Origin of the sequence: Psychrobacter cibarius (genome assembly GCF_904845955.1) — a bacterium.
Taxonomy (GTDB): domain Bacteria; phylum Pseudomonadota; class Gammaproteobacteria; order Pseudomonadales; family Moraxellaceae; genus Psychrobacter; species Psychrobacter cibarius_B.
The window spans coordinates 85236-98853 of record NZ_CAJGYX010000004.1; the positions used below are offsets into that span (position 1 = coordinate 85236).

Below are 13618 nucleotides of genomic sequence, written 5' to 3' on the forward strand. Positions count from 1 at the left end.
TACTACTTATACAGCTCACTAGGATTTTATGATGCAAAAACCGCTACTCATCATCGGCAATAAAAACTATTCGTCATGGTCATTGCGAGCTTGGCTACTACTCAAAGCTTTTAATATTGACTTCGATGAGCAACTGATTGAACTGTTTCATCCATCCGCGACACCCATTCTCAATGAGCATGCGCCAACAGGCAAAGTACCAGTTTTGGTCTATGCTCAAGATGATGAAAAAGTCACGGTCTGGGATACTTTAGCGATTGCCATTCATGCCAATGACTATCTGACAGAATTAGATCTTTGGACAGGATTGAAGAAGTCTGACGCTGAGACCAATACCAGCAACAGAATAAATAGCGCTTATTGCCAAAGCATCATCGCTGAGATGCACTCAGGGTTCATGGGCATTCGTAGTGAGATGCCGATGAACATCCGAGCGACGGCGAAGATACAACCAAGTAATGCCTGCTTAAATGATATCTCTCGGATAGAAGAGATTTTTGCAGATTGTTTAAAAAATCGCTCAACAGATAGTTATCTATTTGGTCATTTCACTGCCGCTGATGCTTTTTTCGCACCAGTTATTCTACGTTTGCAAACGTATGCCGATGCCTCTGATATAGTGTTGAAATCAACGACCAAACAGTATTGTGAGACGATGTTAAACAATCCTCATCTACAGGCTTGGCGAGAGGCAGCACTTGAAGAAACTCGCGTAATTAAAGAAGATGAAGCAGGTGAGATACTTTCGGTGGTTGGGGTGTTGGCTGACCAAAAGTGAATCATTGAAAACGAGCTTAATAATTATCTTTTAAAGGATATTCATTAGGCTCTATATAGCCTTTGTTTTTTTGATAATTAATACGATAAGTAGCGTTATGATATTTCTTGCCTTTCACAAATCCATTGAGTGTTATTTCTAAAGGATAAAACCCATTAACGGTTTTATGACTATCGATAGTAAAGGTAGTTTTGGTATTATCGCACTCTGACATATCGTCTTCGCATTTCCCAGCATTTTCGTTATTAAAATTAATACCTATCCAACTCTGTGTAATACCGCTGCCACTAGGTGTCAATATGACAAGACTATCACTGTAATAACCTTGATGCGTATCACCATGCTCATTTATAAAGCCCCACGTATTTGTCGCAAACTGTTCTAAATCCCAACCACTTAAACCAAGACCATTACTGCCTGCATTCATATAAGGATTGGCCGACTCAACTTGCCAGCCTTCACCTTTAGGCTTTAAAACAAACATACCGACTAAACCACTGTCAAAGCGAGTGTCGGTATACTCCAACGCTTCACCATCCTCGTTAAAACTAGCGTTACCTTTCATCACTATATATAAACGTTTACCTTTATCCGTCTCTATGACCTTTTGCCTATCAATATCGATGCAATAGCCCGTCATATAAGCCTCTCTAGTTAAACCATTGACGGAACCAGAAGGAGCAATCGCGCCATGACACCCTAATGCTTCATTATAAAGCGGATAGTACGGCTTGAGGATATCCATCACACTATCAGCAGCAGAGGTATTGGTGGCAAATCCTAATAGTCCAAAACTAAGATATAACCTTAACATGAGTATTGATCCATATAATTTGGCGTGCATCATACCTACTTCAATTGGCTCATTAAATGACTCTGATGATATCACTATAGGGGATAATCTTTGGGCTTTTGATACCCTTTTTTCGGCTCGTATTTTATTTTATAGACCTGATTGTTATAGGTCTTTTTTTCTGAACCGTTATAGTTATACTTATGACCACTGATTGTAATCTCTAGCGGGTAAAAACCATTTATCAGCGTCGTTTTATCGATATTGAGCTTGGCTTTCAATAATGTGCAATATTCTACCTTTCTATCTTTACTACAGCCAGATGGTGCTATAGGATTGTTTTCTGTAGTTGCTTTCGCAGCTATATGACTATATATCACTTTTTTTGACTTAGGGTCTGGTGTCATTAATATGTATTCAGAAAAAGATTGAATGTAGTGCGAATCACTATGAATATTAATAAATCCCCAAATATCAGGGGCAACTCGTATCAGCTTCCAGTCTTTTAGTCCTGCACCAGAAGCGCCTGCATTCATCACTGGATTAGCGTATTCCACCTCCCAACCGGAACCTTGTGGCTTTAAGACAAACATACCAACCAGTCCAGTATCGGCATGAGATCCAGAATCATTTCCACCTTCTTTATTAAATGATACCTCTCCAATGACGACCACATATAAACGCTTGCCTTGCTTGGTTTTTACCTTTAATTGTCTATCAATTTTAATACAGTAACCACTTTTTAGGTAAACGTCCTCATCAATTCTAGAACCGTTATTAGCCATAATACCTTGACACTGCTTTATCTCATTATAGATGGGATAGTATTCATTCAGAATCTCATTGACGGTTTGCCCTGCATAAGCATTGGTTACACTAAATATAAACGATATAAAAACCAGACATTTAACCCAATGATTATTTTTGCGAATTGCATATTTATTTTTCACTATTAATGTTCTCATAAAATATTAACGAACATAAGTTAATTTATAAATTTTTACAAGTAGTATATCAGCACCCATAAAAAACCACCTCAAAAGAGGTGGCTTGTTAGAATAAATTTAGCGTGAAATAACTTACTGCATAACCAAGTATTCAAACGCTGATAATGCCGCTTTGCTACCCTCACCCATCGCAATATTAATCTGCTTAAATGGCACAGTAGTCACGTCACCACAAGCAAAGATACCTTTGCGATCAGTACGGCAGCGCTCATCAATCTCAATCTCGCCAAAACGGTTCAAATCAACAAAGCCTTTAACAAACGCAGAGTTCGGTACTAGACCAATCTGTACAAACACCCCTGCCAAGTCACGCTCATGAGTATCACCTGTGCTGCGATCTTGATAAACGATCGAAGTCACTTTACCATCAGTCGCTTTAATTTCTTGCGTCGCTGCGCCAGTGATAAATTCGATATTGGCTTTTTCTTTGGCTTTGTTAATTAATACCTGATCCGCTTTTAAATCATCCGCGAACTCAAGCACGGTCACATGCTTCACGATACCAGCAAGATCTAATGCCGCTTCGATACCAGAGTTACCACCACCGACGACAGCAATTTCTTTACCCTTAAAGAACGGGCCGTCACAGTGAGCACAGAAAGCCACGCCTTTACCGATATTTTCTTCTTCACCCGGAACACCAAGCTTACGCCACTGAGCACCCGTCGCTAAGATAATACTGCGTGTCTCAAACGTCTCACCCGTGTTTAGATGAATGCGATAGTTTTCATCTTCTGTCTCACTGATTTCTTTGACGCTGACGTGCTCTTTTAAAGTAATATCGTATTCGCGTAAATGTTTTTCAAAGTTCGCTGATAGCTCAGTACCCGTGGTTAAAGGCACAGAAATCAAGTTTTCGATATCCTGCGTGTCTTTCACCTGTCCACCGATACGATCAGCAACCATCGTCACTTTTAAGCCTTTACGAGCGGTATAAATTGCAGCGGCAACGCCAGCTGGACCTGCACCAATAATCGTCACATCTTGCTGCTCTAACTGCTCAGCATCGTCATCAGCTTCTGCTAACAAGTCAGGAAACTGCTCTTGCAACTTTCCAATCAATTTAGCCGTGTCGATGAGACCATTGGCAAACGGTTTACCATTTAAGAATACCGCTGGTACACCTTGGATGTTATTAGCATCAACCTGCTCTTGGAATAGAGCACCATCAATCATCTCGTTGCTAATACCATCGTTCAATAGTGCAAACTGGTTGAGCGCTTGCACCACTTCTGGGCAACTATGGCAAGATAGCGACACGTAAGTTTGAAACTGTAGTGGCTTATTAAAACGCTTAATCAGCTTTTGAATACTTTCATCCAATTTTAGCGTATGACCACCGGCTTGCAAAATAGCCAAAATCAGCGAGGTAAATTCATGACCACCGGGGATACCACTAAAAACAATACCCGTATCAGTCAATGCACCATCGACATGACTGACTACTTTAAAGCTAATTGGACTTGGTAAGCTATCATCAGCTGCTGTTGCATCAAAATTGATTTTATCTGTGGTGCCAGCGATTTTAGTCAAAAAATCAATCAACTCAGCACGCTTACTATGTTCGCCACTACCCAATACGAAGGTAATTGGACGAGTCATTTTTTCACTGTAACTTTTGATGGCATCTAATAAACTTTTATCTATCATGTTTGTTCCTCATCATTACTGGATATGTAACGGCAACTGTCATGTTGCTCGTTCAAATATAGACTATTTGGTATTAATAATTTTATCTAAAATATTGTAGGCCATAAGTTTATGCCCTTTGATGTCTCTATTATCATAGGTTCTGAGGGTTTCGGCAAGCTGAGAAACTCAAACCTTATGTTTTATAAAACCAATCATTAATTATTATTTCAAATTAAATTTCAATACACATCTAAATTATTCTCGTGGTAACAAGGCTGTTTTTTCGCTACAATCAAATGAGGTTAATAGGAAAAACTCTTATTTCCCTCGTTGCAGATTGTCTTTTATGCAAGTTTATCAAAGAAGCTTTCTGCTACTATTAGGTCTTATCCATATTGAGCTAAATAGTGTTTTGGCTTAATAAAATCAAGTCTCAAAATCATAGCAATTCATCAAAACAATCTTACGACCATGCGCGGATGCTTACTACAAGCTTGCGCTTCATAACAAGGATGACAACATGAGAAAGACTGATACATGGCAAGATAACAAAGACATTATTGCTGAGCTTAAGCTAAAAGACAGTCATTTTGCGACGATCTTTGATGAGCATACCCAGCTAGATCAGCAGATTAATCAGCTGGATAAAAACTTGGTGACACACACCAGTCGCGATGAAGAAATTGAACTGATGAAACGACGAAAACTGCATTTAAAAGATGAGATTTATAAGATAATTGATAAGACTAAACTACAATCTCATGCTTAGCGCTTCACTTATTATCACGATGCATGAATAAAAACACTTATTGATAAATAACATAAAAAGACCCCATCAACTTATGCTGATGGGGTCTTCATTTATAATGCTGATTTAACTCAAAGTAGGATATACAGCACTACAAATATCTAAAGTATTGAGCCAGTTCGTTAAATCAAGAGTTAGATTTTACCAACAAGATCAAGACTTGGTTTTAATGTTTCTTGACCAGCTTCCCAAGCGGCAGGGCAAACTTCGCCATCGTTTTCACGAACATATTGAGCTGCTTTCACTTTACGTAGCATGTCTTTTGCACTACGGCCAATACCACCAGCATGAATCTCAGCAACTTGAATCAAGCCGTCTGGATCAACTAGGAATGTACCGCGTTCAGCCAAACCTGCTTCTTCGATCATGACGTTAAAGCCACGAGTGATACGGCCAGTAGGATCGCCGATCATTGGGTACTGTACTTTACCGATCGCTTCTGAAGAATCATGCCATGCTTTATGCGTGAAATGAGTATCCGTAGATACTGAGTATACTTCTACGCCCAAACCTTTAAGCTCGTCGTAATGAGCCGCCATGTCTTCAAGTTCAGTTGGGCAAACAAAGGTAAAGTCAGCTGGGTAGAATAAAAAGATTGCCCAGTTGCCTTTTACATCTTCTGAAGTGATGGTTTTGAATTCACCATTAACGTACGCATCAGCTGAAAATTCTGGGATTTCTTGATTAATAATAGACGCCATGATTGGCTCCTTTATAGTTGATTGATAGTTAAGTTGATTGAAATTTCTTGGTATGATTGTTTCTATTAAGCCTTTACTGCTTTGGGCTACCTGACAAACTATACGCGAATTCTATCGTTAATCCAGTTAAAAGTTTTTAATGTGATGTTTTGTTTTATTAAACTTGTTAAACTATTCTCTCTACTTTTTATCATCAGTGCATTATGCATCAGCCACTATAGAGCATGCGTCAGTCACTATACAGCCGTTAGGTTACGATAAGATGACATCGAGTTTGGATATCGAATTGGTACACCCAATGAATCAGCATAATATATCACGTTAAAAACCCATTAATAGAGAGGTTTTATGATTACTTTACGTCAACTTGAGTTTGCTTTAGCCGTGGCCAAGCACCGTCACTTCAAACGTGCAGCAGAAGACTGTAATATCTCACAATCGGCACTGAGCTTGGGTATTGCCGAGTTAGAAAAGCAACTGGATACGCAGATTTTTGAGCGTAATAATAAGCAGGTATTGATTACCCCTATCGGTGAAGACATTTTAACGCGGGCGCAGCGAGTTTTTTCTGAAGTCAACGATTTGACCACACGCGCCCATAGCCATCAATCACCGCTGGCGTATCCGATGACTGTCGGTATCATTCCAACGATTGCGCCTTATCTACTGCCAAAAGTATTGCCTGCCCTGCGAGCCAATTATCCAGAATTTCGTATGACCATCGTTGAGCAACAAACGGAGCGTTTGCTAGAGCAAGTGCGTTACGGTCATATTGATACGGCTATTATTGCGCTGCCTTATGCAGTCGATGGTTTGCACAGCTTTGAGTTTTGGAGCGAGGATTTCTTTGCCGTATTCCCAAAAGATGATGTGCATGCCAAGCTTGAAACCGTCAACGCGGATGAGCTGGCTACCGCCAATCTTATGCTGCTCGGCGAAGGGCATTGCTTGACCGATCGAACCCTGTCTGTCTGTCATTTTGACCGTGCACAGATGAAATCAAGCTTTTCAGATGCTAGCTTAAACACCCTGATTCAAATGGCACTTGCCAATATGGGAACGACATTGGTGCCAGAAATGGCATTGGATCAGCTGCATCTGCAGAACCAAAATGCCGTCGCGATACCACTCGCTGAGCAAGGACCGCATCGTCATATTGCCTTTGTCACCCGTTTGAACTACGCTCGCGTCGATGATGTCAATTTATTGGGTAAAGTGTTTAAGCAAGCCTTTGAAGATGCTGCTAATAAATAATAATCTGTTGGTTGTAAATTGCTAGCAGTTATCAAACGAAGGTTAACGATGGACGATTTGTCGCAACTAAATACTGAGCTTGGTACGATTTTTACGCTGCATTTATCCGCTATGAGTAGCCATATCACGCTAGAGCAAGTGAGCATACTTTGGCAGAATATCGCCATACGATATAACGAGCCACAGCGTGCTTATCATACCTTGCAACATATTCAGCAGTTGTTTGGGCAGTTTGAGCAAATCAAACATCTCTTTCATGAGCCGCACATTATCGCCTTGGCCATATATTATCATGATGTGATATATGAGCCAACGCGCTCAGATAACGAGCTTAAAAGTGCAGAATATGCAGTAGAGTCATTAACTGGTTATTTAAATGCGGAGCAATGCCAACATATCTACGCGTTGATTATGATGACGGCTAGTCATCAAGTTGAAAAATGGTCAAACGAAACTAAAGAGAGAGAAAAATACAGCGATGCCGCTTATTTACTAGATATGGACTTAAGTATTTTAGGGTCATCTTGGTCGGTGTATGAACAGTATGCTCACGCTGTACGCCAAGAGTATGCGCATGTCTCAGATGACGATTATCGCGTCGGACGCATAGCAGTATTAAAAGAATTACTGGCGCATCCAACGCTTTATCTGACAGATTATTACTATGAACGGTTAGAAAAACAGGCGCGAAAAAATATTGAGCACGAAATTACGCTTTTACACGCATCTTAATAAACAGCTCACTGCCCTGCCGTGCAGGATGTGAATTATAGCTTGGCTCCATGATTTCAATATCAAAATGCTGCTCAAAACGCTGCTGATATTCAGCTTTTGTGCCGCCAAACGGTGGTTCTTCCCGTCCAAAGTCTTTATCAAAGAGCAAACCAATCAGCTTACCATTCGGTTTTAGTAACGCTGCCATCTGCTGCACATACTCGTCACGGCGTGATGGATTTATCGCACAAAAAAACGTCTGCTCAAGCACCCAATCAAACTGATACTGCTCAAGCGATAACTCAAAAAAGTCGGCACAGATTAAATGCTCAACTGGAAAGTCAGGATAACGCTCAGCAAACGCTGCAATCGGCGCTGGGGCAAAATCAACCAAGGTGACATTGGTAAACCCTGCTCATGTAGATAACCTACCTCGTAAGCATTACCCGCACCCGGCACCAGAATCGCTTGCTCTTTGGCAGATTCGGGCAGTTGGTCAATATAGGCTTTGAGCGGTGGTGACACCTGCCCCATGTCCCAACCGATGCTATCTTGCTCATAACGCTGCTGCCAAAATTCCGCTTGATTGACGTTCTCCATATGACATCCTGTAGACAAACTTATTATTTAAACGACACGGTTTATATCGTTATGTCTTATCATATCAGGCTTATTAGAGCGTGTCTCATTTTAAAGATGGTGTTAAAAATGAGGACATGACGATTATGGATATTATTTAAATGAATCGTTTAATCTAATTTTCCCGTCTTCCCTGCCAGCATATCGTGCCAATACTGATAATCAGGCATTGCAGTTGCCACCATTTGCCAAAAGGCACGGCTATGATTGGCATGGTGCAAATGACACAGCTCATGGACGATGACGTATTCGGTGCACGCAATAGGATAAGCAGGCAGATACACAGACAACCAAATTCGGCGCGCACGCGTGTTACAACTGCCCCAGCGCGTATGCATTTTTTTTAGGCGTATCTCATTGGCTGTCGCACCGACAATCGGTTGCCACTTTGCAAATAATGCAGGTATCGCTTCGGCGAGATGTTGCCGATAATAGGCAAGTTTTTCATCATGGTTTAAAGTGAATGGTTGCTCTTTACCCCACAATAGCAAAGTACTATCAGCAGTTAAAGCTTGCGCTAAAGCAAGTTGTTGCCGTTTATACTGCTCTAATACTTGGCCATGATTAGCGATTGCCCATGGCACGCGTTTCATCACAGCCTGCGCAGCTTGGGCTGGTCTAATAAATAGTGGTACAGATACCAGTAATTGATGTGGCTTTAAGCGGAAATTGATATTTTTGACCCGCTTTTTGCTGATATGTAGCTCAATACCTGCTTGCGCCAAACAATGTTTAGCGCTGTCTAATAAAATAGACTGATATGCTGGCGGTACATTCATGCTCAGAGCGCTTGCAGATGATTATCAAAGGACATCATATGATATTTACTGTTGATAAAAATACGCTCACCTTGATCTATAGTAGCAAGTTCAGCAGTTGCCAAGCTATTAACAGTTAACACCGTTAACTGACCTTGACCATCACTAACGATAAAACCTGATCGCTCATCATGATTGGCTGTATTATTAGTGCTTTGCCGCAAAAACATTGCTGCCCCTGCACAATCTGGTAGGCTAACGTCATTTATCAAGGTGCGAGTGTTTAAATCATAAATCACTGCACAACCGCCAATTGGTGTGGTTACGCACAGTAGGTTACGCGCACTATCGACCGCTACACTAGCGATATACTGATGAAAGCGCTGCCATTGATCATTGGGCATAATGAGCGCTTTAAAATCAGCATCACCGCGCTTATGGGTCAATACTAACGGCACATTGATATGCTTTTCGCCTTGAAATTGAATCCCTATCATCACCGTTCCATCATCATGCATGGCTAGGTGACGCACGCTCATTTGATTGTGCTCAGGCATAATTTGTTCAAGTAAAGCACCAGTATGACGATTAACGTAAACCAATGAAGGACGCATGCTGTCTAGGTTTAGCTCTTCACGCGACGCTTGCTCAGTTTTGATACCGCCGTTAGCGATCACTAATGTCTCGCTATCAGGATGCATAATCAGCTCGTGCGGACCGATACCATGCGAGTTGTACTCTGCTATTTTCTTATAATTATCGTAAGCATCGTAGATACCGATTTTACCATCCAAACTTATGGTGTCATTCTCGGTCACATACAGCAATTCACCGTCTAGGCTATAACAAGCGTGTCCATAAAAATGACGGTTGTTTGCAGCGTTAATGGCAAATTTCACGTGTCCAGTTGCTGTGTCTAATACCCAAAAATTTTCGCTCGGACGACGCCCCATCACCACGACATCTCTATTTTTACTATCGATACACGCATTTTTAATATCAGCGACGGGCTGAACAACAATATCATGGACACGTTCAGGCATGGTCGTTTGCCAAACGATTTGTCGATCAGCATCAATACCGACCACACCAAAATCATTGTCAGCACGCTGATCATCATTTGCTAAGGCGCTATTTTTTGGCATAGACGCCACGCCGCTAACCCAACAAATGGGTCGCGTTAGTACGGTGGTGGTATGTGCCGCGCTAAAGTCAGCGACACTATGATGGTTGGTATTATTCTTATCATCTAGCGATAAATGATAAGCGTGTTGCCATGCAGTAGCGGCTTGCTGACAAGCGTAACTAAACCGTGCTAGCTGGGGTGTTGGTGTAGAGGTTAACGACTGCAACTGCGAACGTATGCCTACGACATAATCCTGCAAGCGGGCATCAGGCTGACGCTGCTTGCGATAACGATGATGAATACCGACAAGCGCTACGGTACCCATTATAGTAGAAAGCATCGTCAATGCTGATGTTGCTAACAGCTCATTATTAGACTGCTTATCTTCTGGCTGCGGCTGTGATTTTTTTGCTGTCTTAGTATCGATAGAGTGCATTTTTTAATCGCCATCAGTACTGTTAAAGCCCACACGGATACCCAGCGTCGGAATCAATTGGCGCTTAATAATACGTGTAATAGTCGTGAGGTGATCAAACAGCTCTTGTTGAGTCGCTTTATCGGCGGTCCCTAAGTCTTCTGGCATTTGCGCTAATAATGTAGTGGCATCAGCAAGCGCGGTCGATAAGTTATCCGCGACTTCATTTTCATTATTGCTGCCCAAAATAGCGGTCAAAACGGGATCCGTCATTACTTCATTCAATGTCGCCAATTTAGCATTGATAATGGCACGGCTTTGCTCTGCGGTAGCGGCTGGCAAATGACCTTTTGCCTTTCCTGTTAAGCCTAACGGTTGATCGATGGCATTAGACTTCATGGTCTCAACCAACGAGAGTAAAGAATTAAACCATTGATTCAACCCTTGATCGCTGTCAGCCGTTTTATCAATGGCTAATAGATTAGTGGCATTTTGCTGCCAGTTTTTCTCAATATCTTTTAGGCGCGCGCTCAAAGCACTGCTTGCACTCATCACATAAGCACATTGAGCAGCATCCAGACTGTCATTGGCATATAACGCTTCTTCTAGTCCTGGCACCCCTTGCACGATGGCGCTCTCGTTAGCCAATTGCTCGGCGGTGAGCTTAGGATTGGCAGCGATTAGATCGGCAACGCCACTGTGTACCAGACCGCGCTCATCAGGATAGTAATTGATATATAAATTACTCATGCTGGCGGTCGCTGGGCCAAAGTTAATCATCTCAGCGCCTGCCCATGCTTGTGCCAGCACTAGCCATTGATCACGCAGTGCTTGCAGCTCATCACCGCTGACTGGTGCTTGCTGACAATACTTTTGTGCCAAATCATGCAATAAATCACTCTGTTTTGCGGCATCCGCATAGGCTGGAATGACAATGTCATTTGCCACATGGGTCAAATAGGTCTTTTCGGTCTCGGCACTAATATCGACAGCAGTAATTTTATCTCCACTACTATCTTTTTCTGCAGCGCTGGTAGATGCCGCATTGTCTTGCGCAACTTTTTGGCTATCTGCTTCTGGCGCTTTATTGTCATCAGCCGGTTTAACACAGCTGATCAGCAAGCCTGCGCTTAAGGCCGATAAGGCCATCGCTAAAGCATGGTTTATTTTCATAAATTTCTCAATGTTATTATTAATAATGGTTTAAATTCTAATCTTTACAAGCTTTAATCTCTAGTGTCTGATTGGGCGGATAACCTTATCAACACTTTCTTATTTTCTCAGTTATTACTCAGTCATTTAGCATAGGTAAATGACATTATCTCTATAATGACTGTAAGAACGCATTCAATTCAGAACGACCTTGTTTGTCGAGTTTGAGTACTTTTTGCTGTTGCTTTTGGGCTTCACCGCCGTGCCATAGCACCGCTTCCATCAACGTACGGGCGCGACCATCATGCAAAAATGTTGCTTGTGGATCAACCGTTTGCGCCAGACCAATGCCCCATAAAGCAGGCGTACGCCATTCATAAGAATTCGCTAAAAACTCAACTTGGATATTTTTTGCGGGTAATTTCCCAGCAATCGTGCGATCGGCAAGATCATCACCCATGTCATGTAATAGCAAATCCGTATAAGGATAAATCACTTGTCCATGCTGCTCAATATGGTCATCGTCGGTTTTTGGCAACTGATATCTTGGCGTATGGCAACTTTGGCAACCCATATCATAAAAGCGTTTTTTGCCTGCTAATACTAGCTGATCGTCAGCATCACGCCGATGCGGTACCGCCAAATTGCGTGTATAAAACTCCACAAACTTAGCCACTTCATCATTGACTTCAACGGGCGGCTTGCCATTGCCTTGCTCATCAGCCCCAGTTGTCGCATTCATACAAGCCGTCTGTGTCGGCATACAGGATTCATGAGGACGTATATTTGAGGTCAAGCCCATGTCTTCATTAAAAGCACTTTGGTTTTGAGTAATCAGCTTAGTTTGCCCAGCTTTCCAGCCAAAGCGTCCAAGGGCATGCTTGCCAGTCTGTGGATCCATGACCCAATTGAACTTGCCACTGATATCGCCATTCGTACTGTTTTTATTATCAACCGCTTGTTTTTTAATCGCTTCATCCGGTATTTGCTCAAGTAATCCAAGCCCAATCATCGGTAAAGCCACTCGCGGCGACACCATCAAATCATCATCAAATGCACCATAACCCGGTTTGGTTAAATTAAAGGTCGGCGCGCGCAATGTTTCGATATGACCATCCGCAAAAGTAACGAGCTTGTCTGTCCACTGCACCGCAATTCTGGCTTCAGCAGGCACACCTTGAACACCTCGATCTTGTAACTGACCACCATACATAGGGTGAACGACTTTTTCGATAAGTGAGTTTTGCAGTTACTGACGCTGCTCATCGGAGGTCGCTGGCATCGCAAGGCGAATAAGCAAGCTATCGGCATCGTCATCACTGGTCATAGGCGCATGACCGCGACCGTCCTTGACATGGCACGACTGACAGGCAGCAACATTGAACAATGCGCCCAGACCATCGCGGCTGTCAGTGCTCGCAGGGGCAATCACCCACGGCTGACGAAAAAACGCATTACCAATAAAAAAATGCCCTTTTCGTGATGCCGTCAAGTTTGATGAAGGTTTAGAGTAACTCTCAGCGCTGCTAATACTGATTCCTGTATCACCACCTTGCTTGACCTCTTGCGGATCAAAGCTTGCCAATTGCTGCATTGGTACGCCAGCGAGCGTTTCAATGGTTTGGAGGCGTTCAGGTGTTAGCGTTGGGTTGTCACCATTATTAATGGCAGATTTTTCGTTTTCAGAAATATCATCAGACACACTGTCCGTCGGCTGACAAGCACTAAGGGATAGCACACACAGAATACCAAGCGTTGGCTTTAACAGGGTGGTTTTGCTGACAAAAGACGCATAAAAAGAGGTAGGGATTTTGGCTTTAAAGATATTTGTGGTGTTCATC

General features: G+C 42.3%; 13 protein-coding genes and 1 pseudogene. 4 read left to right on the top strand and 10 right to left on the bottom strand.

The window, feature by feature from the left end; all coding sequences use genetic code 11:
- Nucleotides 1–28 precede the first annotated feature (28 nt).
- Nucleotides 29–778 carry a glutathione S-transferase family protein gene (locus JMV76_RS09295; protein ID WP_227690261.1) on the top strand — a complete coding sequence of 250 codons (750 nt, stop codon included), beginning with the start codon at nt 29–31 and terminating at the stop codon, nt 776–778.
- Between the two features lie 16 nt (nt 779–794).
- Here the strand turns inward: JMV76_RS09295 and JMV76_RS09300 are convergent, their stop codons facing one another.
- The 3 genes from JMV76_RS09300 to ahpF all read right to left on the bottom strand — a co-directional run bounded on the left by JMV76_RS09300 (nt 795) and on the right by ahpF (nt 4228).
- On the bottom strand, nt 795–1592 hold the full coding sequence (locus JMV76_RS09300) for a hypothetical protein (protein WP_201502487.1): 798 nt from the start codon (nt 1590–1592) through the stop codon (nt 795–797).
- Between the two features lie 74 nt (nt 1593–1666).
- Nucleotides 1667–2521 (bottom strand): hypothetical protein, encoded by an 855-nt coding sequence (locus JMV76_RS09305; RefSeq protein ID WP_201502488.1) that lies wholly within the window; start codon nt 2519–2521, stop codon nt 1667–1669.
- A 129-nt stretch (nt 2522–2650) separates the two neighbouring features.
- Nucleotides 2651–4228, bottom strand: a complete 1578-nt coding sequence (ahpF, locus tag JMV76_RS09310) for an alkyl hydroperoxide reductase subunit F (protein ID WP_201502489.1) — start codon at nt 4226–4228, stop codon at nt 2651–2653.
- 502 nt (nt 4229–4730) lie between these two features.
- Here ahpF and JMV76_RS09315 point away from each other — a divergent pair.
- A complete protein-coding gene (locus JMV76_RS09315) occupies nt 4731–4979 on the top strand; it encodes a YdcH family protein (RefSeq protein WP_201502490.1) in 249 nt (82 codons plus the stop codon).
- A 173-nt stretch (nt 4980–5152) separates the two neighbouring features.
- Here the strand turns inward: JMV76_RS09315 and ahpC are convergent, their stop codons facing one another.
- Entirely contained in the window at nt 5153–5719 is a 567-nt protein-coding gene (ahpC, locus tag JMV76_RS09320; RefSeq protein ID WP_045453533.1) for an alkyl hydroperoxide reductase subunit C, read from the bottom strand.
- Between the two features lie 348 nt (nt 5720–6067).
- Here ahpC and JMV76_RS09325 point away from each other — a divergent pair, with 348 nt between their 5' ends.
- Together JMV76_RS09325 and JMV76_RS09330 are read left to right on the top strand one after the other, a co-directional pair.
- On the top strand, nt 6068–6973 hold the full coding sequence (locus tag JMV76_RS09325) for a hydrogen peroxide-inducible genes activator (RefSeq protein WP_201502491.1): 906 nt from the start codon (nt 6068–6070) through the stop codon (nt 6971–6973).
- A gap of 48 nt (nt 6974–7021) precedes the next feature.
- Nucleotides 7022–7705 carry an HD domain-containing protein gene (locus JMV76_RS09330; protein ID WP_201502492.1) on the top strand — a complete coding sequence of 228 codons (684 nt, stop codon included), beginning with the start codon at nt 7022–7024 and terminating at the stop codon, nt 7703–7705.
- Here JMV76_RS09330 and JMV76_RS09335 read toward each other — a convergent pair.
- From JMV76_RS09335 to JMV76_RS09355, 6 genes and pseudogenes are all read right to left on the bottom strand, one after another.
- On the bottom strand, nt 7683–8081 hold the full coding sequence (locus JMV76_RS09335; RefSeq protein WP_265090288.1) for a TPMT family class I SAM-dependent methyltransferase: 399 nt from the start codon (nt 8079–8081) through the stop codon (nt 7683–7685). The genes JMV76_RS09330 and JMV76_RS09335 overlap by 23 nt on opposite strands.
- Nucleotides 8009–8287, bottom strand: coding sequence for a TPMT family class I SAM-dependent methyltransferase (locus tag JMV76_RS15090; RefSeq protein WP_265090289.1), 279 nt, complete (start codon nt 8285–8287; stop codon nt 8009–8011). Before JMV76_RS15090 ends, JMV76_RS09335 begins: the two co-directional genes overlap by 73 nt.
- Before the next feature lie 149 nt (nt 8288–8436).
- The gene (locus JMV76_RS09340) at nt 8437–9105 is read right to left on the bottom strand and encodes a M48 family metallopeptidase (RefSeq protein ID WP_201502493.1); all 669 of its coding nucleotides are present in this window, start codon (nt 9103–9105) and stop codon (nt 8437–8439) included.
- Nucleotides 9106–9107: 2 nt separating this feature from the next.
- Nucleotides 9108–10646: a DUF1513 domain-containing protein gene (locus tag JMV76_RS09345; RefSeq protein ID WP_201502494.1), complete on the bottom strand. Its 1539-nt coding sequence runs from the start codon at nt 10644–10646 to the stop codon at nt 9108–9110.
- Nucleotides 10647–10649: 3 nt separating this feature from the next.
- The gene (locus JMV76_RS09350) at nt 10650–11798 is read right to left on the bottom strand and encodes an imelysin family protein (RefSeq protein ID WP_201502495.1); all 1149 of its coding nucleotides are present in this window, start codon (nt 11796–11798) and stop codon (nt 10650–10652) included.
- Between the two features lie 151 nt (nt 11799–11949).
- Nucleotides 11950–13617: pseudogene (locus JMV76_RS09355) on the bottom strand (di-heme oxidoreductase family protein).
- Between the last annotated feature and the right edge of the window lies 1 nt (nt 13618).

Bases quoted from the DNA above. Each gene is read 5' to 3' on its own strand.
- JMV76_RS09295 (WP_227690261.1), top strand. From the start codon at position 29: ATGATGCAAAAACCGCTACTCATCATCGGCAATAAAAACTATTCGTCA.
- JMV76_RS09300 (WP_201502487.1), bottom strand. From the start codon at position 1,592: ATGTTAAGGTTATATCTTAGTTTTGGACTATTAGGATTTGCCACCAAT.
- ahpF (WP_201502489.1), bottom strand. From the start codon at position 4,228: ATGATAGATAAAAGTTTATTAGATGCCATCAAAAGTTACAGTGAAAAA.
- JMV76_RS09315 (WP_201502490.1), top strand. From the start codon at position 4,731: ATGAGAAAGACTGATACATGGCAAGATAACAAAGACATTATTGCTGAG.
- ahpC (WP_045453533.1), bottom strand. From the start codon at position 5,719: ATGGCGTCTATTATTAATCAAGAAATCCCAGAATTTTCAGCTGATGCG.
- JMV76_RS09325 (WP_201502491.1), top strand. From the start codon at position 6,068: ATGATTACTTTACGTCAACTTGAGTTTGCTTTAGCCGTGGCCAAGCAC.
- JMV76_RS09330 (WP_201502492.1), top strand. From the start codon at position 7,022: ATGGACGATTTGTCGCAACTAAATACTGAGCTTGGTACGATTTTTACG.
- JMV76_RS15090 (WP_265090289.1), bottom strand. From the start codon at position 8,287: ATGGAGAACGTCAATCAAGCGGAATTTTGGCAGCAGCGTTATGAGCAA.
- JMV76_RS09340 (WP_201502493.1), bottom strand. From the start codon at position 9,105: ATGAATGTACCGCCAGCATATCAGTCTATTTTATTAGACAGCGCTAAA.
- JMV76_RS09345 (WP_201502494.1), bottom strand. From the start codon at position 10,646: ATGCACTCTATCGATACTAAGACAGCAAAAAAATCACAGCCGCAGCCA.
- JMV76_RS09350 (WP_201502495.1), bottom strand. From the start codon at position 11,798: ATGAAAATAAACCATGCTTTAGCGATGGCCTTATCGGCCTTAAGCGCA.